Source organism: Pseudomonas sp. NPDC087697 (genome assembly GCF_044743155.1).
In the GTDB taxonomy this organism is placed as follows: domain Bacteria; phylum Pseudomonadota; class Gammaproteobacteria; order Pseudomonadales; family Pseudomonadaceae; genus Aquipseudomonas.
The window spans coordinates 1-15,176 of record NZ_JBIUVW010000033.1 but is presented as its reverse complement, the minus strand read 5'-3'; the positions used below and the strand labels follow the sequence as shown (position 1 = coordinate 15,176).

Below are 15,176 nucleotides of genomic sequence, written 5' to 3'. Positions count from 1 at the left end.
CCCCATGGACAGCCCCTCGGCATCGGTGATGCTGTGGCGCGCCAATGCCAAGGATGCGCCGCGCCTTGAGCGTTTCTTCCGGCAGTTCGACGAAGTATCGTTCTGCGAATGGCAGGACGCCCAATGCCTGCGCAGTGTGTTGGTGCAGAAGACCACCACTGCGTTCCTGGCGCTCGACGTCGATGGCGAAGTGGTCGGTGCGGTGCTGGGTGGCATGCTCGGCAGCCGTGGCACCATCAACCACTTGGCGGTGAGTCCGGAGTATCGCGCCCAAGGTGTGGGCCAGCGCCTGGTGGAAGCGGCGTCGGCGGATATGAAACGGGTCGGTGTGCTGCGGATGTTCCTGTTCGTCGACGATGCTAACCTCGCCGGCAAACGCTTTTGGACTGCCCAGGGTTTTTGCGAGCCGCGTGGCGAAACGACATTTGAGAGGGATCTATGAATGAGACGTCCAGCAGCCAGCCGCTGATGGTCGAGCCGCAGCCTTCGCGCACCTTTGCCGAAGCCAGCCCGGTGGTGGCCGGCTACTTCACGGTGTCGTTCGTGTTTGGTTTGATGGCCGTCAATGCCGGGTTACCCGTGTGGTTGCCGGTTGCGATGTGCCTGTTTGTCTACGCCGGCGCTTCGCAGTTCGCCGCGTTGGCGCTGATCTCCAGCGGCGCTTCGCTGACCACGATCATCCTCACCACGTTCCTGATCAATGCGCGGCATATGCTGATGTCGGTCTACATGGCCAAGGCGTTGCGGGCGTTAGGGCTCAGTCGTTTTGAACGATGGTGCTATGCCGGCGGGCTGACGGATGAATCGTTCGCCTTCCACAGCGTGAAACTGGGCAGCGGCGCCTCGGTCAATGTGCGTTACCTGATCGGCTTCAACCTGTTTTGTCACACCTCGTGGGTGCTCGGCGGTTTGCTCGGAGCGATCTGCGCGCAGTACGCAGCTCACCTGATCAAGTATCAACTCGACTATGCCCTGACCGCGATGATGCTCTACGTGCTGGTGTCGCTGTGCAACACCCGCAACAAACTGATCGCCGCACTGGCTGCGGTCGTCTGCATGGGCGCCCTGAGCCTGGTCGGCAGCTCGCCTTTCAACGTCTTTATCGCCACATTCGTCGGCTGCGGGGTGGGTGTATGCCTGACCAAGCGTTCCTGATTCTGGTCGTCGTGCTGATGATGGCCGTGACCTTCCTGCCGCGCGCGTTGCCGCTGCAAGTGAACACCGACCATTGGCCGCCCTTTGTCGCCCGGGCGCTGGAATACCTGCCAGTGGCGATCGTCGCTGCGATCAGCCTCACGCCCTTGTTGATCAAGGACCAGCATGTGCAGCTTGATCGCCCGGAATTTTATGCAGCGATTCCGACGTTGCTATGTGCGTATTTCAGCAAAAACCTCTTTCTCAGTGTGGCGGTTGGAACGGCTGCGTACATTGCGCTCGGCTCGTTCATGTAGGCCCAGGCCGACCACATCGCTTAATGCCTGGCCCGACAACTCAGGGTTATTGACCGCCAGCCGCACTTCGAGGAAATCCTCGAAGCCAGGGAAAATGGTCAAGCCGTTACGCTGGGCCGCCTCGCGGGACACCATGCCGAGGCCGTCCATCTGCGTGATCAGCGACAGGGTCAGGGTTTCGCTGCAGGAATAAATCATCCGCTGACCTGACTCATAGTTGCCGAGGCCCGCGTCGAGAAAGCGCAAGAAACTGTGGGAATACGGACAGTCGTCCGCCGGACGAACCTGAAACTTATCGCCCAGCAACACCAGCGGATCGTTCTCCTGACCGCAGTGAGCGCCCACCACCTGAACTTGCACATCCGGTAGCACAATGCTCGGCAATCCGGGCTTTTGCGGGCCGATCAACACAGCGAGGTCGAAGTCTTCGTTCTTGAGCTTGCTGAGGTTTTCCATCGACTCGGCGTAGCTGAATTCCAGCTGATGGTCAGGAAACACCTCAATCAGGCGTCCGATCATTCTCCGATTGAAGTCCTCCGACAGCGTGGTATTCAACGCAACCTTAAGCGTGCGTTGTCCAGGCACCTTCAGTGCGGCGACCTTTTCTTCCATCTGCCGCGTGGCGACCAACACCTTGTCCATGTAGGGCGTGAGCTCCGTGCCCTGCGGGGTCAGGGTCAAGCCCTTGTTGGAACGTCGAAACAGGCGAAAACCAAACTGCTCTTCGACCTTGTTCAACTGCGCGGCCAACGCCTGCACCGTCAAACAGGAGTGCTCCGCCGCCGCCGACAACGAGCCGGTCTGCACGATGCGCATCAGGTTGCGTAAGGTTCTGCTATCCATGGGGTAATGCCCTCTGAAGTGGGCTGGCAATTGTTGTGTACCTTGCGGCCTATCCGGCGCCATATGCCGGCTATATTCCTGCACCTGAGCATAGTTGTCGCGGATTTAGTGGCGAATTGATTTCACAGCCGATGGCTGGAGGCTTGCACAGGATCGGGGTTTTGGGGGGGGGAGGGGGATTGGGGTCAAAAAAATGCGAGGGTTGCGCGGTTCTTTAGTTTGGGCGATATAGATGGCGAATATTCGCTTGCGGATTAAATTAACCTATTTATTCGTATCTGTACTAATCTGAATTCAAGACATTGCATACCAAGGAGGCCAACCTCATGCCTACCTCATCCCTAGCCCAAACCCCGCAGCAACAACTCGATTCCCCCGAAGCCGGCCGAGTCGCGTTGAAGTTTTTCTTCAATTTGATGCAACTGTGGGGCTGCACCGCCGAACAGCAGCGCACGCTATTGGGTAAGGTCGGCAACACGACCTTCTACAAGTACAAACACCTACCACCCAACGTGCGTTTGCCCCACGACACTCTGGAACGTATCTCCTACCTCATGGGCATCCACAAAGCACTGAGCATCATCTTCAGCAACAGTCGCGAGCGCGCTTACAAATGGGTCAGCAGCCCCAATACCGCCGCGCCGTTCAATGGCCAGTCGGCCCTCGCTTATATGATGGTCGGTCGCGTCGTGGATATTGCTGATGTGCGACGCTATCTCGACGGAGTGCGCGGTTGATGGTGCCGGAACTGACCGATCCGCAGTGGCCGCGAGCCTACCGGATCGTCAACAGCAGCTTCCCGCCGATCTCGTTGTTTGAAGACGTGCTCGACCCCGAAGACCTGCCCACCGCCTACGCGCTGGAAGCCCTGACCAACGATCGGATTATGGAAGAGGCCGGCGTGCTCTCCCGAGTTCGCCCCGAAGACCGAATCTCCGGGCCCGGCTCGACGCCGGTCATGGCCGCGTTTACCCATATTGGCAAAACCAGCCGATTCACCGGCGGTACCTTCGGCGTCTACTACGCCGCCAGCAGCCAGTCGGCGGCCATCGCTGAGACGAGTTATCACCAGGAGCGCTTCCTGGCCGCGACCAACGAGCCGGACCTCGAGTTGACCATGCGCACCTACGTCAACCAGGTCGTGAAGCCGATGCACGACATCCGCCAAAACTATTCCCACCTCCACGACCCGGACCCCGCTGCCTACGGCCCCGCCCAAGCGTTCGCCCGACAACTGCGTGAAACCTTGTCCTGGGGGCTGCTCTACAACAGCGTCCGCCTGACCGGCCACGAATGCATCGCCGCCTTCCGCCCACCGGCGGTCTCCATCCCGCTGCAAGGCAAGCACATCCGCTACGTCTGGAGCGCCAGCAGCCGCAAGATCTCGTTCGTGTTTGAAGTCAGCGAGGTCTGAATCGGATCCTTGAAAAGCCCCGATTGATTCGGGGCTTTTCAAGCATGCGGATCAGGTTCAGGTCCATAGGTTTCAGTTCTCGCCACGGCATGGTCAGATCCTCAGAATCGACCTGTGCCAGTTAAAAACTGTTACCTATGTGCTTGAACTGTTTTGTTACCTATGTGGGTGAGTCATACCCCGGCGAGTTTTAGGGATTTTTATGGCTGGGCAATAATTATTGGCCAGCCATAATTTTCATAATTTCGAAAAAGCCTGTCGGAGCAGGTGAAGGAGGCATTGGAAATGGGTGATGAGCCAACCCGCCAAGTTTGATAACTCCAGGTACTTAGTGGTCCGTCATTGCGCCAAAAAAATCTAATTCCATCCTATTGTTTCTACGATGTTTAAGAATTCATTGCTGGAGTCGTGCTGCTACCGGCTCTGGCATGGCTGCCAGCGAACTAAACTAGTTGTACCTTTGGAGCAGATGTCTCCAGAGAGGTAAGGAGGTGTCAAATGGCCATTCGTGATACCTATCGGGAAATTGAACAGACCCTGGGTCAGGTACCGGAGTGGATTAAGCAGATGCCGGAAGGCGGAGCGATCGGATTCTGGGCCGTGGCCCGGGATTTCTGGCTGGCGGATACCAAGATTCCTAATAAGTACAAGGAGCTGATAGGTCTGGCGGTGTCCGGGGCGACCCGTTGCAAGTATTGCGCCCTGTTCCATACCGAAGCCGCGCGCTTGTTTGGCGCGAGTGACGAGGAAATTTCCGAAGCCAGCTTTATGGGGTCGCTGACCATGATGGGCAGCACCTTTATAAACGCCCAGCAGATCGACTACGAGCAGTTCCGGCAGGAGACGTTGAGTATCGTCCGGTATGTCAAAGATCACTCGCAACCCAAAGCCGCTTAAGCCGTTGCGGGAACCAGCCCTTCGCCAACTGACGAAGGATAAGTTGATTGCAATCACCGGCGATGGTCCGAGGACCACCGCTCGGTGGCAAGCGGCTGTGCTGCGAGCCATCGGCGAACTAATGCAGTACAGCGACACCGCCCGCGAAGAAAACCAGGACCTGCGCATTCCTTTCGCCAAAGCACTCCATGACCTCTATGCGGGACAGAAGTCCGACGCCGAGTTGACGGAAATGGTGTTGCTGATGCTGGAAGTGGAAACCGCCCCCTTTCTCGGCAAAGGGCCCCAGGCGGGAGCGGCATCCGGGAACAATGATCTCTGAGAAGTGGATAGGGCCAAAGGAGTCGTTCCCGCGAACGCGGGAATCCAGATGCCACGGAGCTCCTGGCCTCCCCACGTTCGCAAGGGGGCTGACTTTGTCAGAATTTCCCTAGGATTTTTTTGGATAGTCGAGCGCCACTTGTGTGGGCTCGATCTCGCCGATTTCTGACCACGACTTCGCATCGAACCTGAACTCGGCGACGGCGCACGTTGGCATGTCGGTGATCTCGCTGGAGAGCCGCTGCGCGAGCTCGACCAACGCGGGGTTATGGCCAAAGATCATCACTGACTTCAGTCGATCGCCCAGCGTGCGGATGACCTCGAGCAGGTCATTCGCCTCGACGGCATACAGCCGATCGTCCACCACTATGTCCTTGCGTCGGTAATCGAGCTTCCTGGCAATGATCTCCGCTGTCTCGAGCGCACGCACGGCCGGGCTCGACAGGATCAGATCGGGCTTCAGATCGCGCTTGGCCAAGCGCTCACCGATCTTAGGCGCGTCGCGTCTGCCGCGATCGTTCAATGGGCGGTCTTTGTCGGGCTGCGCAGCGTCATCCCAACTCGACTTGGCATGGCGAATGAGAAATAACATTTTCATACCGCCTCCGGCATCCTCGGAAAATCCGATCAAAGGGGTTGTAGTGATTAATCTAAATTAAATCACCATACCGCCTTATCGGGGTGCCCCCTCTGGGGGGGTGGCTCAGAAATATTGACTCGATGGCATGGACTCGTTGCCAATGATGCGCGGAAAAAGGGGACGGCGCGCTCAACCGGTCAACGCAACGTCTTGTTGCGCCGATCGGTTGAGTGCGCCACGTATTTATTTTCTGCGCATCCGTGTGAACGCAGTCTATCCCGGCATCATCAAATCCCCGATGCACGGCGAAGAAACCCATGAAGCGCTGGGGAGTTCGCACCCGGTCGGGCACATGGGCGAGATGAGCGATTTCGCCCAAGCCGTCGTGTATCTGGACTCCCCCGGTTTCGTTACTGGCGAGATCTTGCACGTTGATGGCGGTCAGAGCGGCGGTCACTAAGACTTGCTTTTCCAAACCCCAGAAACAACAAAGCCCTCGCATTTCTGCGAGGGCTTTGTTTTGTATGGTGCGGCACCAGGAGTCGAACCTATACCTAACTATCTGTAAATAAAGTTTTTTATAGGTGGCTAGTCTTGGATATACCCCTAAGTCTACCTCTAGCTAGGTGAAGACGCACGCACCTGACTTTTTGAGCCCTTCTGATGAAAATGAGCGACATTCGTTTAATTTGCAGAAGCGAATTGCATTGAAGGGAGGGCTGGTAGTGAATAGTCAAAAATATGTGGGTGTAGTAGCTTTGTGCCGGTATGCTTTCCGACTCAGCTAACTATCCCGGTGCTGAGCGTAGGGTATGGAGATCAGAAATGGAGTTCGGGGCTGTAGAAGTTAACGACGACCTTTGGAATGTCCTTCGTAGAGGCCAGAAAAATGCGCTTGAGCTGGCATTCGATTACCTTAACCAACCAGAAACTCGCCATTCATGCTTGGTAAGCATGCCCACCGGGGGTGGTAAAACAGGAGTGATTTCTGTTCTAGCCCACTTTGGGCAACAGCAGAAAATATTAGTTATTTGCCATCGTTCGGCGGTACGGGAGCAACTGGTTAAGCAGCTTTCAGGGGAGTTTTTCACTGATAGACTGCCTGAATATGATATTGAATTGAAAACAGTAATTGATGGTGTGGCACTTACTGAAGATAAAAGTATAAATGTTACTACTTTTCAGATGTTGTCGTCGCTATCTGAGGTGGCTTTAAGTGCGTTAGTTGAGGCTGTGGATCTGGTAATTGTGGATGAGGGACATTCCGAGCCGTCCCCAATCTGGAGTGAAATATCACGGTCATTTAGAGCCCATAAAGTCATAATAACTGCTACGCCATATAGAAACGATTTATTTAAATTTGATGTTGCTCACGAATGGAGCTATGTTTATACATACAAACATGCGCTCGAAGACAATGTTCTCTGTGAGCCGGTTTGGGAGTCTATGGCTTATGAAAGACTGCTTCCGCGTGTAAAAGAACTTTTAGAGCAACAGCCTAATACCAAATGTATTGTAAAATGCGAAAATGTTGAAGCTATAGAGTTATACGCCGAATTATTTTCTCCGGAGTTTTCTGTATTGGCTGTCCACCAACAGTTTTCAGGCGATGCAAGAGAGAACTTTAAGTCTACAGTTCCTAGGTCACTTAAAAACTCCAGTTATGATGTGATTATTCATCAGAGAAAACTTGATGAAGGTATAGATATTCCACAAGCAAAAATTCTGGTTCTGACATATGCCGTCCGTAGTGGTCGAGAGCTTGTGCAAACAGTCGGACGGGTTGTTCGGGCACATCGGAATTATGATGCGTTTACGTTGGAAATAAACTCGAACTCCAACTCGAGCTTGTGGAGAAATTTCCTAGATTTTGATGAGTATATTAGTGTTCGCGATAATTGTGTTTCGTTCTTAAAGTCACTTGATACATCAATGCTCCTAAAGAGGTATCTTGATGCCTTCCCTGATGTAAGTTATTTTGACTCAGGCTTTAGGAAGAAATTTGATATTGATAATTTTGATGTGGAACAAAGCTTAACTATTCCTCTGGCATCTCTCTGTTTTATAAAGAAGACGCCTGCTTTTACGATGGCTAAATTTATAGATGCCTTGTATTGGAAACTCACTATGGCTGGTGAGCTTGCCGTAATTCGAGAGTCTCTAGGTTTTTCAATTGCTCTAAGCATAAGTTTTAGTAATTCAAGGTTTTTAAAGGATTCTTTATTTTTTGAGCCGGCGCTTCAAGTTGTAATTTGTAGAGAGCTTGGTGACCTATTCGTTGTTTATGATAGTAGAGGCGTTAACTATTCGAGTGAAGCTGAAATTGGTCTTGGCGGTGTAATTTCACTGGAGGAAATTCTATCCCTCGGAGCAAGAACTGACCGCATTAGAACCAAGTCGGCCACAAGTATGGCCATAGGCGAAGCTAGGCGGCGTCCAGAAGGAGTCTCATGGCGAGGACGCAATCTCGAAGATATTCACTCGGCGCAGTCCAACGCCTCCTATGCACTGTCAACACTTATGGTTGATAATCTATCGCAGAATGGTGTTGCACAAAGTAGCTATTACCTCGGTGTAGGATCTGGGCGAATTTCTGATCAGAAGAATAGGAACCTAAGTCTGCGCGGATTAGCTGCTTGGATAGATGATGTTGTAGATGTGATAAATAGCGGAAGGGTCGTCGAAAGTAATTTAATAAATTCTTTCGCGAAGCCCGTTGCTAACTCTCCGGAGTGTGAGCCTGCAAGCATCATTCTTGATTTTTGTGATTTTTCCGATCCTCTGATGTTTGCGTTAAATGGGCAGGAGTTTAATTTAGTTAATGATATTATTTATCTAGAGTATGTGTCTGGCTCTAATAGTTTTGTTTATCGGACGGAACCAGGGGGTGTGCATATATATTTGTCATATGACATAAATACACACGTACCTAGACTTGTTTTAGATAGTAACTACAGGCTTCTTAATCAACAGATATCTGATTCCGGGCAGGAGTTTTTCTCTGGACAGTCGATGACGGAAGTGTTTACTGCTGGATTGCAGAGGATTCTGTATATAAATTCATCAGCGTTCTACCAAGGACGATACTATAAATTTAGACTACCACTTGAGGCAGGATTTGACTTAGATAAATCTGCCATAGGTCGCTCAATTATAAAGGTAAACGAGTTACTTTCGCCCGGAATGGATGAAAAAGGAGGTTCCGCTGGGTTGGTACAAAACGCTTTTCTACCTAATTCCGTGTTTTTTTTAATAGACAAAATTCGAAATGTAAATGACTCTAATATGCGTGTGGCTGAATATGGTCCATTTTTCTCGCATATACCTGATATTGATTATTTGCTCTGCACTGATTTAAATACAGAGCCTGCAGATTTTATTGCCAGTTCTGAAACAAAGTTGGTATTTATACATGTTAAGTGTGGAGATACTTTGCAGCCGCGATCCTCAGCGGGTGCAATTGCAGAAGTAGGTGGGCAAGCAATAAAGAATATGGAGGTTTTGATAAGTCCTAATAAGGATCTTAAGTTTGGGAATCATCGATTGCTAGGCGCTCCGTGGCGATTAGATCTAACTCACCCAGACCTCCTAAAGCGAGTGCGGCTGATTCATAAGGAAGCCCCCGACGCTTATATGGCGAGATTAGGGGTGGGTTATGAGACTGTGGTTGATGAAGCGTGGCGCGTGTTTACTGAACGAAGAAATTCTTTACGGGTGGAAAAAGAAATTTGGATTGTGATCGGAAACGCTTTTTCTCGGACTCATTTTTCTAATCAAGTGAGTCGCGGTAATGAATGCATACATGAAAGTCTTCAGGCATTCCAGTTGCTAGACTCATGGACAGCAACTTCGGCAAATAATGATGTGGCATTCAAGGTGTTCGTTTCCTAGGGAATTTTTTGTGAGTGGTACTCATTGACTGAGAGGTTCAGTGAGGGCAAGTTTAGTTTTGTGACTTTTGTAGTACCTAAGGGGAGTTAGTTATTTAGAGCATGGTAAGATTTACTCGAAAACAAATCTGAAGTTTTACCGCGCTGTTTTTATAATGATTGTAGTTTGATGTCGGGGTAAACCAATGCAACTGGTTTGGGAGAAGTTTACATACGATACACTCGAAGATGCTAAGCGTCAGTGCTTCTGTTTGTACGTATTTCACCATCCTCAAGATGGAGATAGGCCTTTTTATATAGGTAAAGCTAAGAGTTTCGGTACAAGTCAAAGCTCTGGTTATAAAGCTTCTGCTAGGTATAACAGTGGATATATGCACTTGATTGCTGGAATGTTACGATCTGATTTTTCACGCTACATTGCACATATCGGAGAAGCTGCATTCAAGGATGTAGAAGCGTACGAACAAGAACTTATTTATCAATGGGGGTCGGTGCGGAAACAAAAAATTAAGCCGAATCGTAAATCTGTGACTACTGTAAAACCATGGGCTACAAGTGACAGTTCGCTCAATGCTATGCCAAAAAGCGATATGGCTTAATCTCGCTATTAAATTTACTTTAGCGATGGAGAAATCAATTTAAGTATCCAGGGTGGCCAATAATCTCCCCCGGACTGTACCGACTTGGTAAAAGTAAAGTGACAAGATATTTGGTATGTTTTAGGCAGTTCAATGGGTTTAAGTTTGCATGGAATGTAAGTTATCTCTCTACTCGACTAAAGGCGAACGGTGTGTTGACCAGTCATGGCTATGTAAAGCATTACTAATCAGCGTGGATGATATTTCTTGAATGTTTGAATGTTTGAATGTTTATAGCAAGTCTTTTTTATACATAAGTATGGTGAGAATTAAGAAAGTCATGATTTGATAAAACAATTTAATGTGGTTGTTGTGTTCGTTTCTCTCTGCATAGTTGGCAGCGCAGGTTCGATATGCCTCATGTATGGTGTCGAAGTCATTTATGTATTTTTGGAAATCAGAAATTGGGTCTTTGTTGTTGAATCTAACATATAGATATGGATCTTTCATAAGCTCGATCAATAGCCTGACCTTTTCTGCCGCTGCTTCAGTATCAAATTTTCCGTTTTCGAGATGATCAGGTTTAGCTTTACGAATTTTTTCGTCAAAATTTAATATGTTTTCTTTGATGGAACTTAATTTATCTATTAGCGGAGCTATCTCTTTTGCAGAAGTATTGAAGTTGGAAAACTGATCGCTGGGAACGCAAGTATTATATCCAATGCTCTCGGACATTCGTACAATATCGGTACCCATTTCTTGAAGCGCTAATAGAATTTCTTTTGATCCCGCTACGTCGTAGAGCTGAACGATCTCTCGATGATACTCAAGAAGTGTATGTATATAGGCTGTGTCAATTGTTCGTTTTGTATTTTCAACATTTAACTTCTCATAATACTGGTTGGTGCGTATACTTTTTAACAGTTCAGTTAATTTGTATTCGAAGTCCGCTCGTGGTCTGTAGAGTTCCATCTCTCTATATTGTATTTTGTCATTTTCTGGGAAAATAACTTTATCCAAAAAAATCTGAATTATAGATGTTGCGCAGATCCAGGCACATAAAATAACTTTTTTGTTCATGGTGACTTTTAAAGGAGTAATGTTGATTGCTGGCCGGTTGTAATTTGTTGTTGAGTTTTTCGCTTTTAATTGGTGCATCAGAGCTTAGCATGACTTCTCCAGAGTAAGCATCGTTCCAAGAAATTTCGTATGGTTATTTCGGTAACCGCCATCCTTTTTTTAACCGAGATACGATCAAACGAGCGGTCAGTACGTAATAATAATGGGTGGAGGTTGACTTATTATTCGCGCTGTTGTTTAGGAACCATATAAGGTGCTTTCGTTGCCATATCCACGGGTTTTCTAGGTTCCAGCGATTAACAATTATCGTTTGGATTATCTTTGCCTGCCGAAGGTGACGTTGACGTGTGGTATACGATCCAGTCAGTACGCTCGCCAGGAACAGTTCCATATCAAATGTTTTGCTCATGCTCGACCACCAATGTAAGCCGAAACCACGTCGATACGACCGTGACCAAGTTCGTAGCTGATTTGTACTCGGGCCAACTGATCGAGGTGTTGGTTGAGTTGGTAGCAATTACCACCGTTGATGGGCGCGAGATGATCAGTGATTTCCTCGTAGCGTTCGCACGCATAAGCCGCCCGCAGCTCATGAAAGCCTCTGAGTTCATGCGTGTGGAGGAGGTCTCGAGCGGGACGGACGGTGCTCGTTAGGAAGTCTAGGTAGCTTTCGTTCGGGGCCAATAGGTTGCGGCTACCTTTTGGCGAAACTTGATGGGCGAATGCCAGTGCCTCGCGGATCTTATTGCTTACCGTAATCCAGCGAGAGGCTGATGCGCCCGAACGACCGCCTTTGGTGCCGTCCTGGATGTTGATCCTGCCGAGTTGTTTGGCCTCACGTTGCAGCCGGGGCAGGTTTGCTAAAATGGCCTCACGTAAACGCATCCCGGTTTCGCGTGCCAACTGCACGATGGCAGCGACTCGTGGCTGCTGATGTTCACATAGCACTTCAACGATCCGTTTCACTTGTGCGCGGTCTTGGCCTTGAGGTACTTCACTGCGGATACCGGAGCGCTGCATTCCCAGCGCCTTACTTGGACTTGGCGCTCTCATATACTGATCACCGCGAAGCGCAGCCAGGGTCCGGTTCACGCTGGACAACCGGTTTTGCGCGGTGGCGATGCCTATAGCGCCTTGTTCAACTTGCTGACGCAGATGTCCGGCGTAGTCCAGCAAGGTCTGCCGATCTATCTGCCGCGCATCGTTAAACCCTGGCCCATCCTTCGACCGACACCACCGCACAAATGCCTGCCACCGATCACTGTGCCCTTTGACCGTGCCGTAATGCCCGCCGCCAAACAGATCTCGCAATGCCTGTGGCCCGGCATAGCTCAACTGTCGACCATAGCCAAAATTTCGCCCGTCTCGTCTACCGACCAATGCCATGATCGAACTCCTCTCGAAGCCAAAACTTTTGAAAACTTCCCCACGTCATCCCGCCACGAATGTTGAGTGTTATCAGGGATCAAGGCCCCTGCGACCTGTGAGGGTTGTCCACTAACGCGGGACTTGCGGCTCCTTACGACCGGGAGCTTGGGCATCTCATGATCTGGCCTCCTGAGCACTTCCGAGGAAGTGGGCGGGTGGAGGCTGCACTGGCTGACGAGACCAGCGCCGCGAGATCCTGAGTCGGGTGAAGGCAGTGAAGCGATGACCGGGGCGTGCCTGACTGTCAGTCAGGTGCAGTCCATTCCGTGGGCTGCGGCACCATCATCTGCATCGCTGTTGCTGGTGACTTTTCGGTGTTTGTCACGCCGATTGTCACGAGGGGAAATGCCGCAAAGCCTTGTACGAGTTGGGCTGCAGCAGTGGTAGGAGCGCCCGTCTCTTTCCGGGAGAAAGAGACGGGCGCAGGTTGGCGCACGGGAATGGCCAAGCGGATAGGTTGCTGCAGGGTAGCTATGAAAGGGGATGAGTTGCCGCAGTGGGCACACTGGTAAAAGTAGGCATCCATCACATCGCTGTGACCGTGCGAGCCGCCGGACGCTAATCGCACTTTGGGAGAACCACCACGGTGTGGCGTAGCCTTAAAGGTTCGGGCTACCTGGGTTGCTGTCAACGACAGCGCATTGCCCGATCTTTTCTACGCCTGTGGATAATTCGGGTCAATGCTCGAATTTTTGGGAGTTCTGCGGCTGTGGATGAAATTATCCACCGGTGGAAATCTGTGGTTTTCCACAGACAGTTGCGTGGGTTTTAGATTTTTTAAGTGAGGTCCATCCAAACAGGGCGGCTTTGCAGCCCTGTTTGGATGGACCCGCGTGGACGAGTGGCTCGCAGACGCTAACGGAAGACAAAGGGATCAAGTGCTCGATTAGGCCTCTTTCCTTTCATGCGTACTCGATATGTCCGGCTTGTGGGTGAACCACTCAACGCTTTTCAAAAAATCGGCAATACCCGTTGCGAAAGTGGTGGTTACTGCATTAACTCTTTCGACTCCTTGAGATTCACGCAAAAAGGAGAACATTTTTTTGCGGATTGACTTGGGAGTCTCTTCCCCGGAGATCAGGATATCGCTGGTGACGGTTAAATCCGAATGGCTTGCGAGGACGTCCCGAAGACGCTCATCAAACGTCAATCCAATGGATGTTGCCGAAAACTTCTGGCTGAACTGGCTCCCAATGTCACACAGTGACAAAATCGACAAGTCCCCCATTCCTTTAAGGCGGCCGGATTGTAAGGTAAGTAGTTTTGATGTGCGTATTGCATATTTGTTATGAAAGTTTTTGCGCACGTAAGCGTCATTTTTTTTATTATGTAGGATTTTGCTTTCTATTGCGGCTTGAATGAACAATTCCGTATGGCCACGGGAGAAATACTTAGGTTTGAATTTTGGTGCTAAGTATCGAGCCGCTGCGTGAGGTAGCATTATTCGATTGTTTGGCCTGGACAGGTCAATTTTGTATTCGTTGAGCTTTATTTTTGATAGGGCACTGCTGATTTCATGTAAGTCATGGTTGATACTTTTTTCACTTCGTTTCGCTTCTTTGAAGTTGCTTAGGCCTTGGCAAAAAAGTTGAAGCCCCGTTTTTGCTACCGTCTGATGTAAGTGTTTCATGGCGATATTGAAAGCGTCAGCGGTTGTTAACGCATCTTTCTCAGAGAATTCGATGAAAATCACGGGCGTGATTGCGCTTCTAAAGTCTAGTTCACTTCGTCGGATGTAATCAAACAGCAGCATTAGCGCCACATAGCGTTCACGGTACTCATCTGGTTTTTGAAGGGCATTGAGCACGTCATTGTCAATGACCAAGTAGTAGGGCTGCGGCAACCCTACACCCAGTGAAACTTGTATTAGTAGCTCGGTTACTTCGAATGTAACCCGGTTTTTCTGGTCTAGCTCCATCGATGCAAAATATTGAGCTGCTAGGTCCACTTTTAGTCCTATTTGATAATTCGTTGCTGTGACGAGAAAATTAGCTTTACCACCTTTTTAATCGGCCAGTCGAGATGAAACTTTAGTAGCCCTCTTTCACATCCCTGACAGTCGTCAGTGAGTCGAAGCAATCTTTCAGCGAGCACTTACTCGGTTGCACTACGTCTTGCCTTTAACCGAGTGACATTCGTGCCGGTCTGATTCGCAAATTCATGAGGGGTGACGTGTTCCTGCCGATTAGCCTTTAGGTATCGGCTCCACCAATTCATGATCAGCCTCCGTTCCTCGATGAACTCAGCCTTATGGATATAGGCTGCTCGAACGTTGTTATGCTCCTTGTGGCTCATCTGCCGTTCAATGGCTGTCTCCGACCACAATCCTGACTCGATCAGTGCGCTGCAGGCCATCGAACGAAACCCATGCCCGCAGATATCGGTTTTGGTGTCGTATCCCATCGTCCGTAGCGCGTTGTTCACGGTATTTTCGGACATGGGTTTCCAGGGTTTGGCATCACCTGCGAAGACCAATGCGAATTTACCTGTGAGTGCATGGATTTTTTCGAGTAGCGCCACTGCTTGCGGCGATAAGGGTACTAAATGGATATCCCCTGCCATCTTCGTACCCCTTGTGGAAAAGGGTACTCCCTCCAACGCGGGTCGAGTGTCCGGTATCTCCCAGGTGCCGCGCTTGAGGTCGAACTCGCTCCAGCGTGCGAAACGCAGTTCGCTGGATCGTAGAGGCTGCGG

At 50.3% G+C, this 15,176-nt stretch carries 15 protein-coding genes and 1 pseudogene; 10 read left to right on the top strand and 6 right to left on the bottom strand.

Going from position 1 to position 15,176, the window contains the following annotated elements; all coding sequences use genetic code 11:
* Window positions 1–4: 4 nt before the first annotated feature.
* Genes ACIPIN_RS20330 through ACIPIN_RS20320 form a run of 3 tightly spaced genes read left to right on the top strand, consistent with a single transcriptional unit; the run spans window position 5 to window position 1,451 of the window.
* Window positions 5–442: a GNAT family N-acetyltransferase gene (locus tag ACIPIN_RS20330; protein WP_401121370.1), complete on the top strand. Its 438-nt coding sequence runs from the start codon at window positions 5–7 to the stop codon at window positions 440–442.
* Window positions 439–1,155, top strand: a complete 717-nt coding sequence (locus ACIPIN_RS20325; protein WP_401121369.1) for an AzlC family ABC transporter permease — start codon at window positions 439–441, stop codon at window positions 1,153–1,155. Before ACIPIN_RS20330 ends, ACIPIN_RS20325 begins: the two co-directional genes overlap by 4 nt.
* A complete protein-coding gene (locus tag ACIPIN_RS20320; RefSeq protein WP_401121367.1) occupies window positions 1,134–1,451 on the top strand; it encodes an AzlD domain-containing protein in 318 nt (105 codons plus the stop codon). Before ACIPIN_RS20325 ends, ACIPIN_RS20320 begins: the two co-directional genes overlap by 22 nt.
* On the opposite strand, the gene ACIPIN_RS20315 is transcribed toward ACIPIN_RS20320, so the two are convergent.
* Window positions 1,368–2,294, bottom strand: coding sequence for a LysR family transcriptional regulator (locus ACIPIN_RS20315; RefSeq protein WP_401121365.1), 927 nt, complete (start codon window positions 2,292–2,294; stop codon window positions 1,368–1,370). The two genes, ACIPIN_RS20320 and ACIPIN_RS20315, sit on opposite strands and share 84 nt — an antisense overlap.
* 326 nt (window positions 2,295–2,620) lie before the next feature.
* Here ACIPIN_RS20315 and ACIPIN_RS20310 point away from each other — a divergent pair, with 326 nt between their 5' ends.
* The 4 genes from ACIPIN_RS20310 (at window position 2,621) to ACIPIN_RS20295 (ending at window position 4,927) form a co-directional block, all read left to right on the top strand.
* A complete protein-coding gene (locus ACIPIN_RS20310) occupies window positions 2,621–3,031 on the top strand; it encodes an antitoxin Xre-like helix-turn-helix domain-containing protein (RefSeq protein ID WP_401121363.1) in 411 nt (136 codons plus the stop codon).
* Window positions 3,031–3,708 (top strand): RES family NAD+ phosphorylase, encoded by a 678-nt coding sequence (locus ACIPIN_RS20305; protein ID WP_401121362.1) that lies wholly within the window; start codon window positions 3,031–3,033, stop codon window positions 3,706–3,708. The genes ACIPIN_RS20310 and ACIPIN_RS20305 overlap by 1 nt, the downstream gene beginning before the upstream one ends.
* A gap of 498 nt (window positions 3,709–4,206) precedes the next feature.
* Window positions 4,207–4,605: a carboxymuconolactone decarboxylase family protein gene (locus ACIPIN_RS20300; RefSeq protein ID WP_401121360.1), complete on the top strand. Its 399-nt coding sequence runs from the start codon at window positions 4,207–4,209 to the stop codon at window positions 4,603–4,605.
* Window positions 4,606–4,648: 43 nt separating this feature from the next.
* Window positions 4,649–4,927 carry a hypothetical protein gene (locus ACIPIN_RS20295; RefSeq protein WP_401121357.1) on the top strand — a complete coding sequence of 93 codons (279 nt, stop codon included), beginning with the start codon at window positions 4,649–4,651 and terminating at the stop codon, window positions 4,925–4,927.
* A 108-nt stretch (window positions 4,928–5,035) separates the two neighbouring features.
* Here the strand turns inward: ACIPIN_RS20295 and ACIPIN_RS20290 are convergent, their stop codons facing one another.
* Entirely contained in the window at window positions 5,036–5,524 is a 489-nt protein-coding gene (locus tag ACIPIN_RS20290; RefSeq protein WP_401121355.1) for a SixA phosphatase family protein, read from the bottom strand.
* A gap of 238 nt (window positions 5,525–5,762) precedes the next feature.
* On the opposite strand from ACIPIN_RS20290, the pseudogene ACIPIN_RS20285 reads away from it, so the two are divergent.
* From ACIPIN_RS20285 to ACIPIN_RS20275, 3 genes and pseudogenes are all read left to right on the top strand, one after another.
* Window positions 5,763–5,966: pseudogene (locus ACIPIN_RS20285) on the top strand (SDR family oxidoreductase); the annotation flags it as partial.
* Between the two features lie 365 nt (window positions 5,967–6,331).
* On the top strand, window positions 6,332–9,397 hold the full coding sequence (locus tag ACIPIN_RS20280; protein WP_401121353.1) for a DEAD/DEAH box helicase: 3,066 nt from the start codon (window positions 6,332–6,334) through the stop codon (window positions 9,395–9,397).
* Window positions 9,398–9,581: 184 nt separating this feature from the next.
* Entirely contained in the window at window positions 9,582–9,995 is a 414-nt protein-coding gene (locus ACIPIN_RS20275; protein WP_401121350.1) for a hypothetical protein, read from the top strand.
* A 270-nt stretch (window positions 9,996–10,265) separates the two neighbouring features.
* On the opposite strand, the gene ACIPIN_RS20270 is transcribed toward ACIPIN_RS20275, so the two are convergent.
* From ACIPIN_RS20270 to ACIPIN_RS20255, 4 genes are all read right to left on the bottom strand, one after another.
* Entirely contained in the window at window positions 10,266–11,132 is an 867-nt protein-coding gene (locus ACIPIN_RS20270) for a hypothetical protein (RefSeq protein WP_401121347.1), read from the bottom strand.
* Between the two features lie 327 nt (window positions 11,133–11,459).
* Window positions 11,460–12,440 carry an integrase domain-containing protein gene (locus ACIPIN_RS20265; protein ID WP_401121346.1) on the bottom strand — a complete coding sequence of 327 codons (981 nt, stop codon included), beginning with the start codon at window positions 12,438–12,440 and terminating at the stop codon, window positions 11,460–11,462.
* Between the two features lie 928 nt (window positions 12,441–13,368).
* The gene (locus tag ACIPIN_RS20260) at window positions 13,369–14,430 is read right to left on the bottom strand and encodes a hypothetical protein (RefSeq protein ID WP_401121343.1); all 1,062 of its coding nucleotides are present in this window, start codon (window positions 14,428–14,430) and stop codon (window positions 13,369–13,371) included.
* A 146-nt stretch (window positions 14,431–14,576) separates the two neighbouring features.
* Window positions 14,577–15,176, bottom strand: a 600-nt coding sequence (locus ACIPIN_RS20255; protein ID WP_401121341.1) for a tyrosine-type recombinase/integrase, incomplete at its 5' end; no start/stop codon positions are given.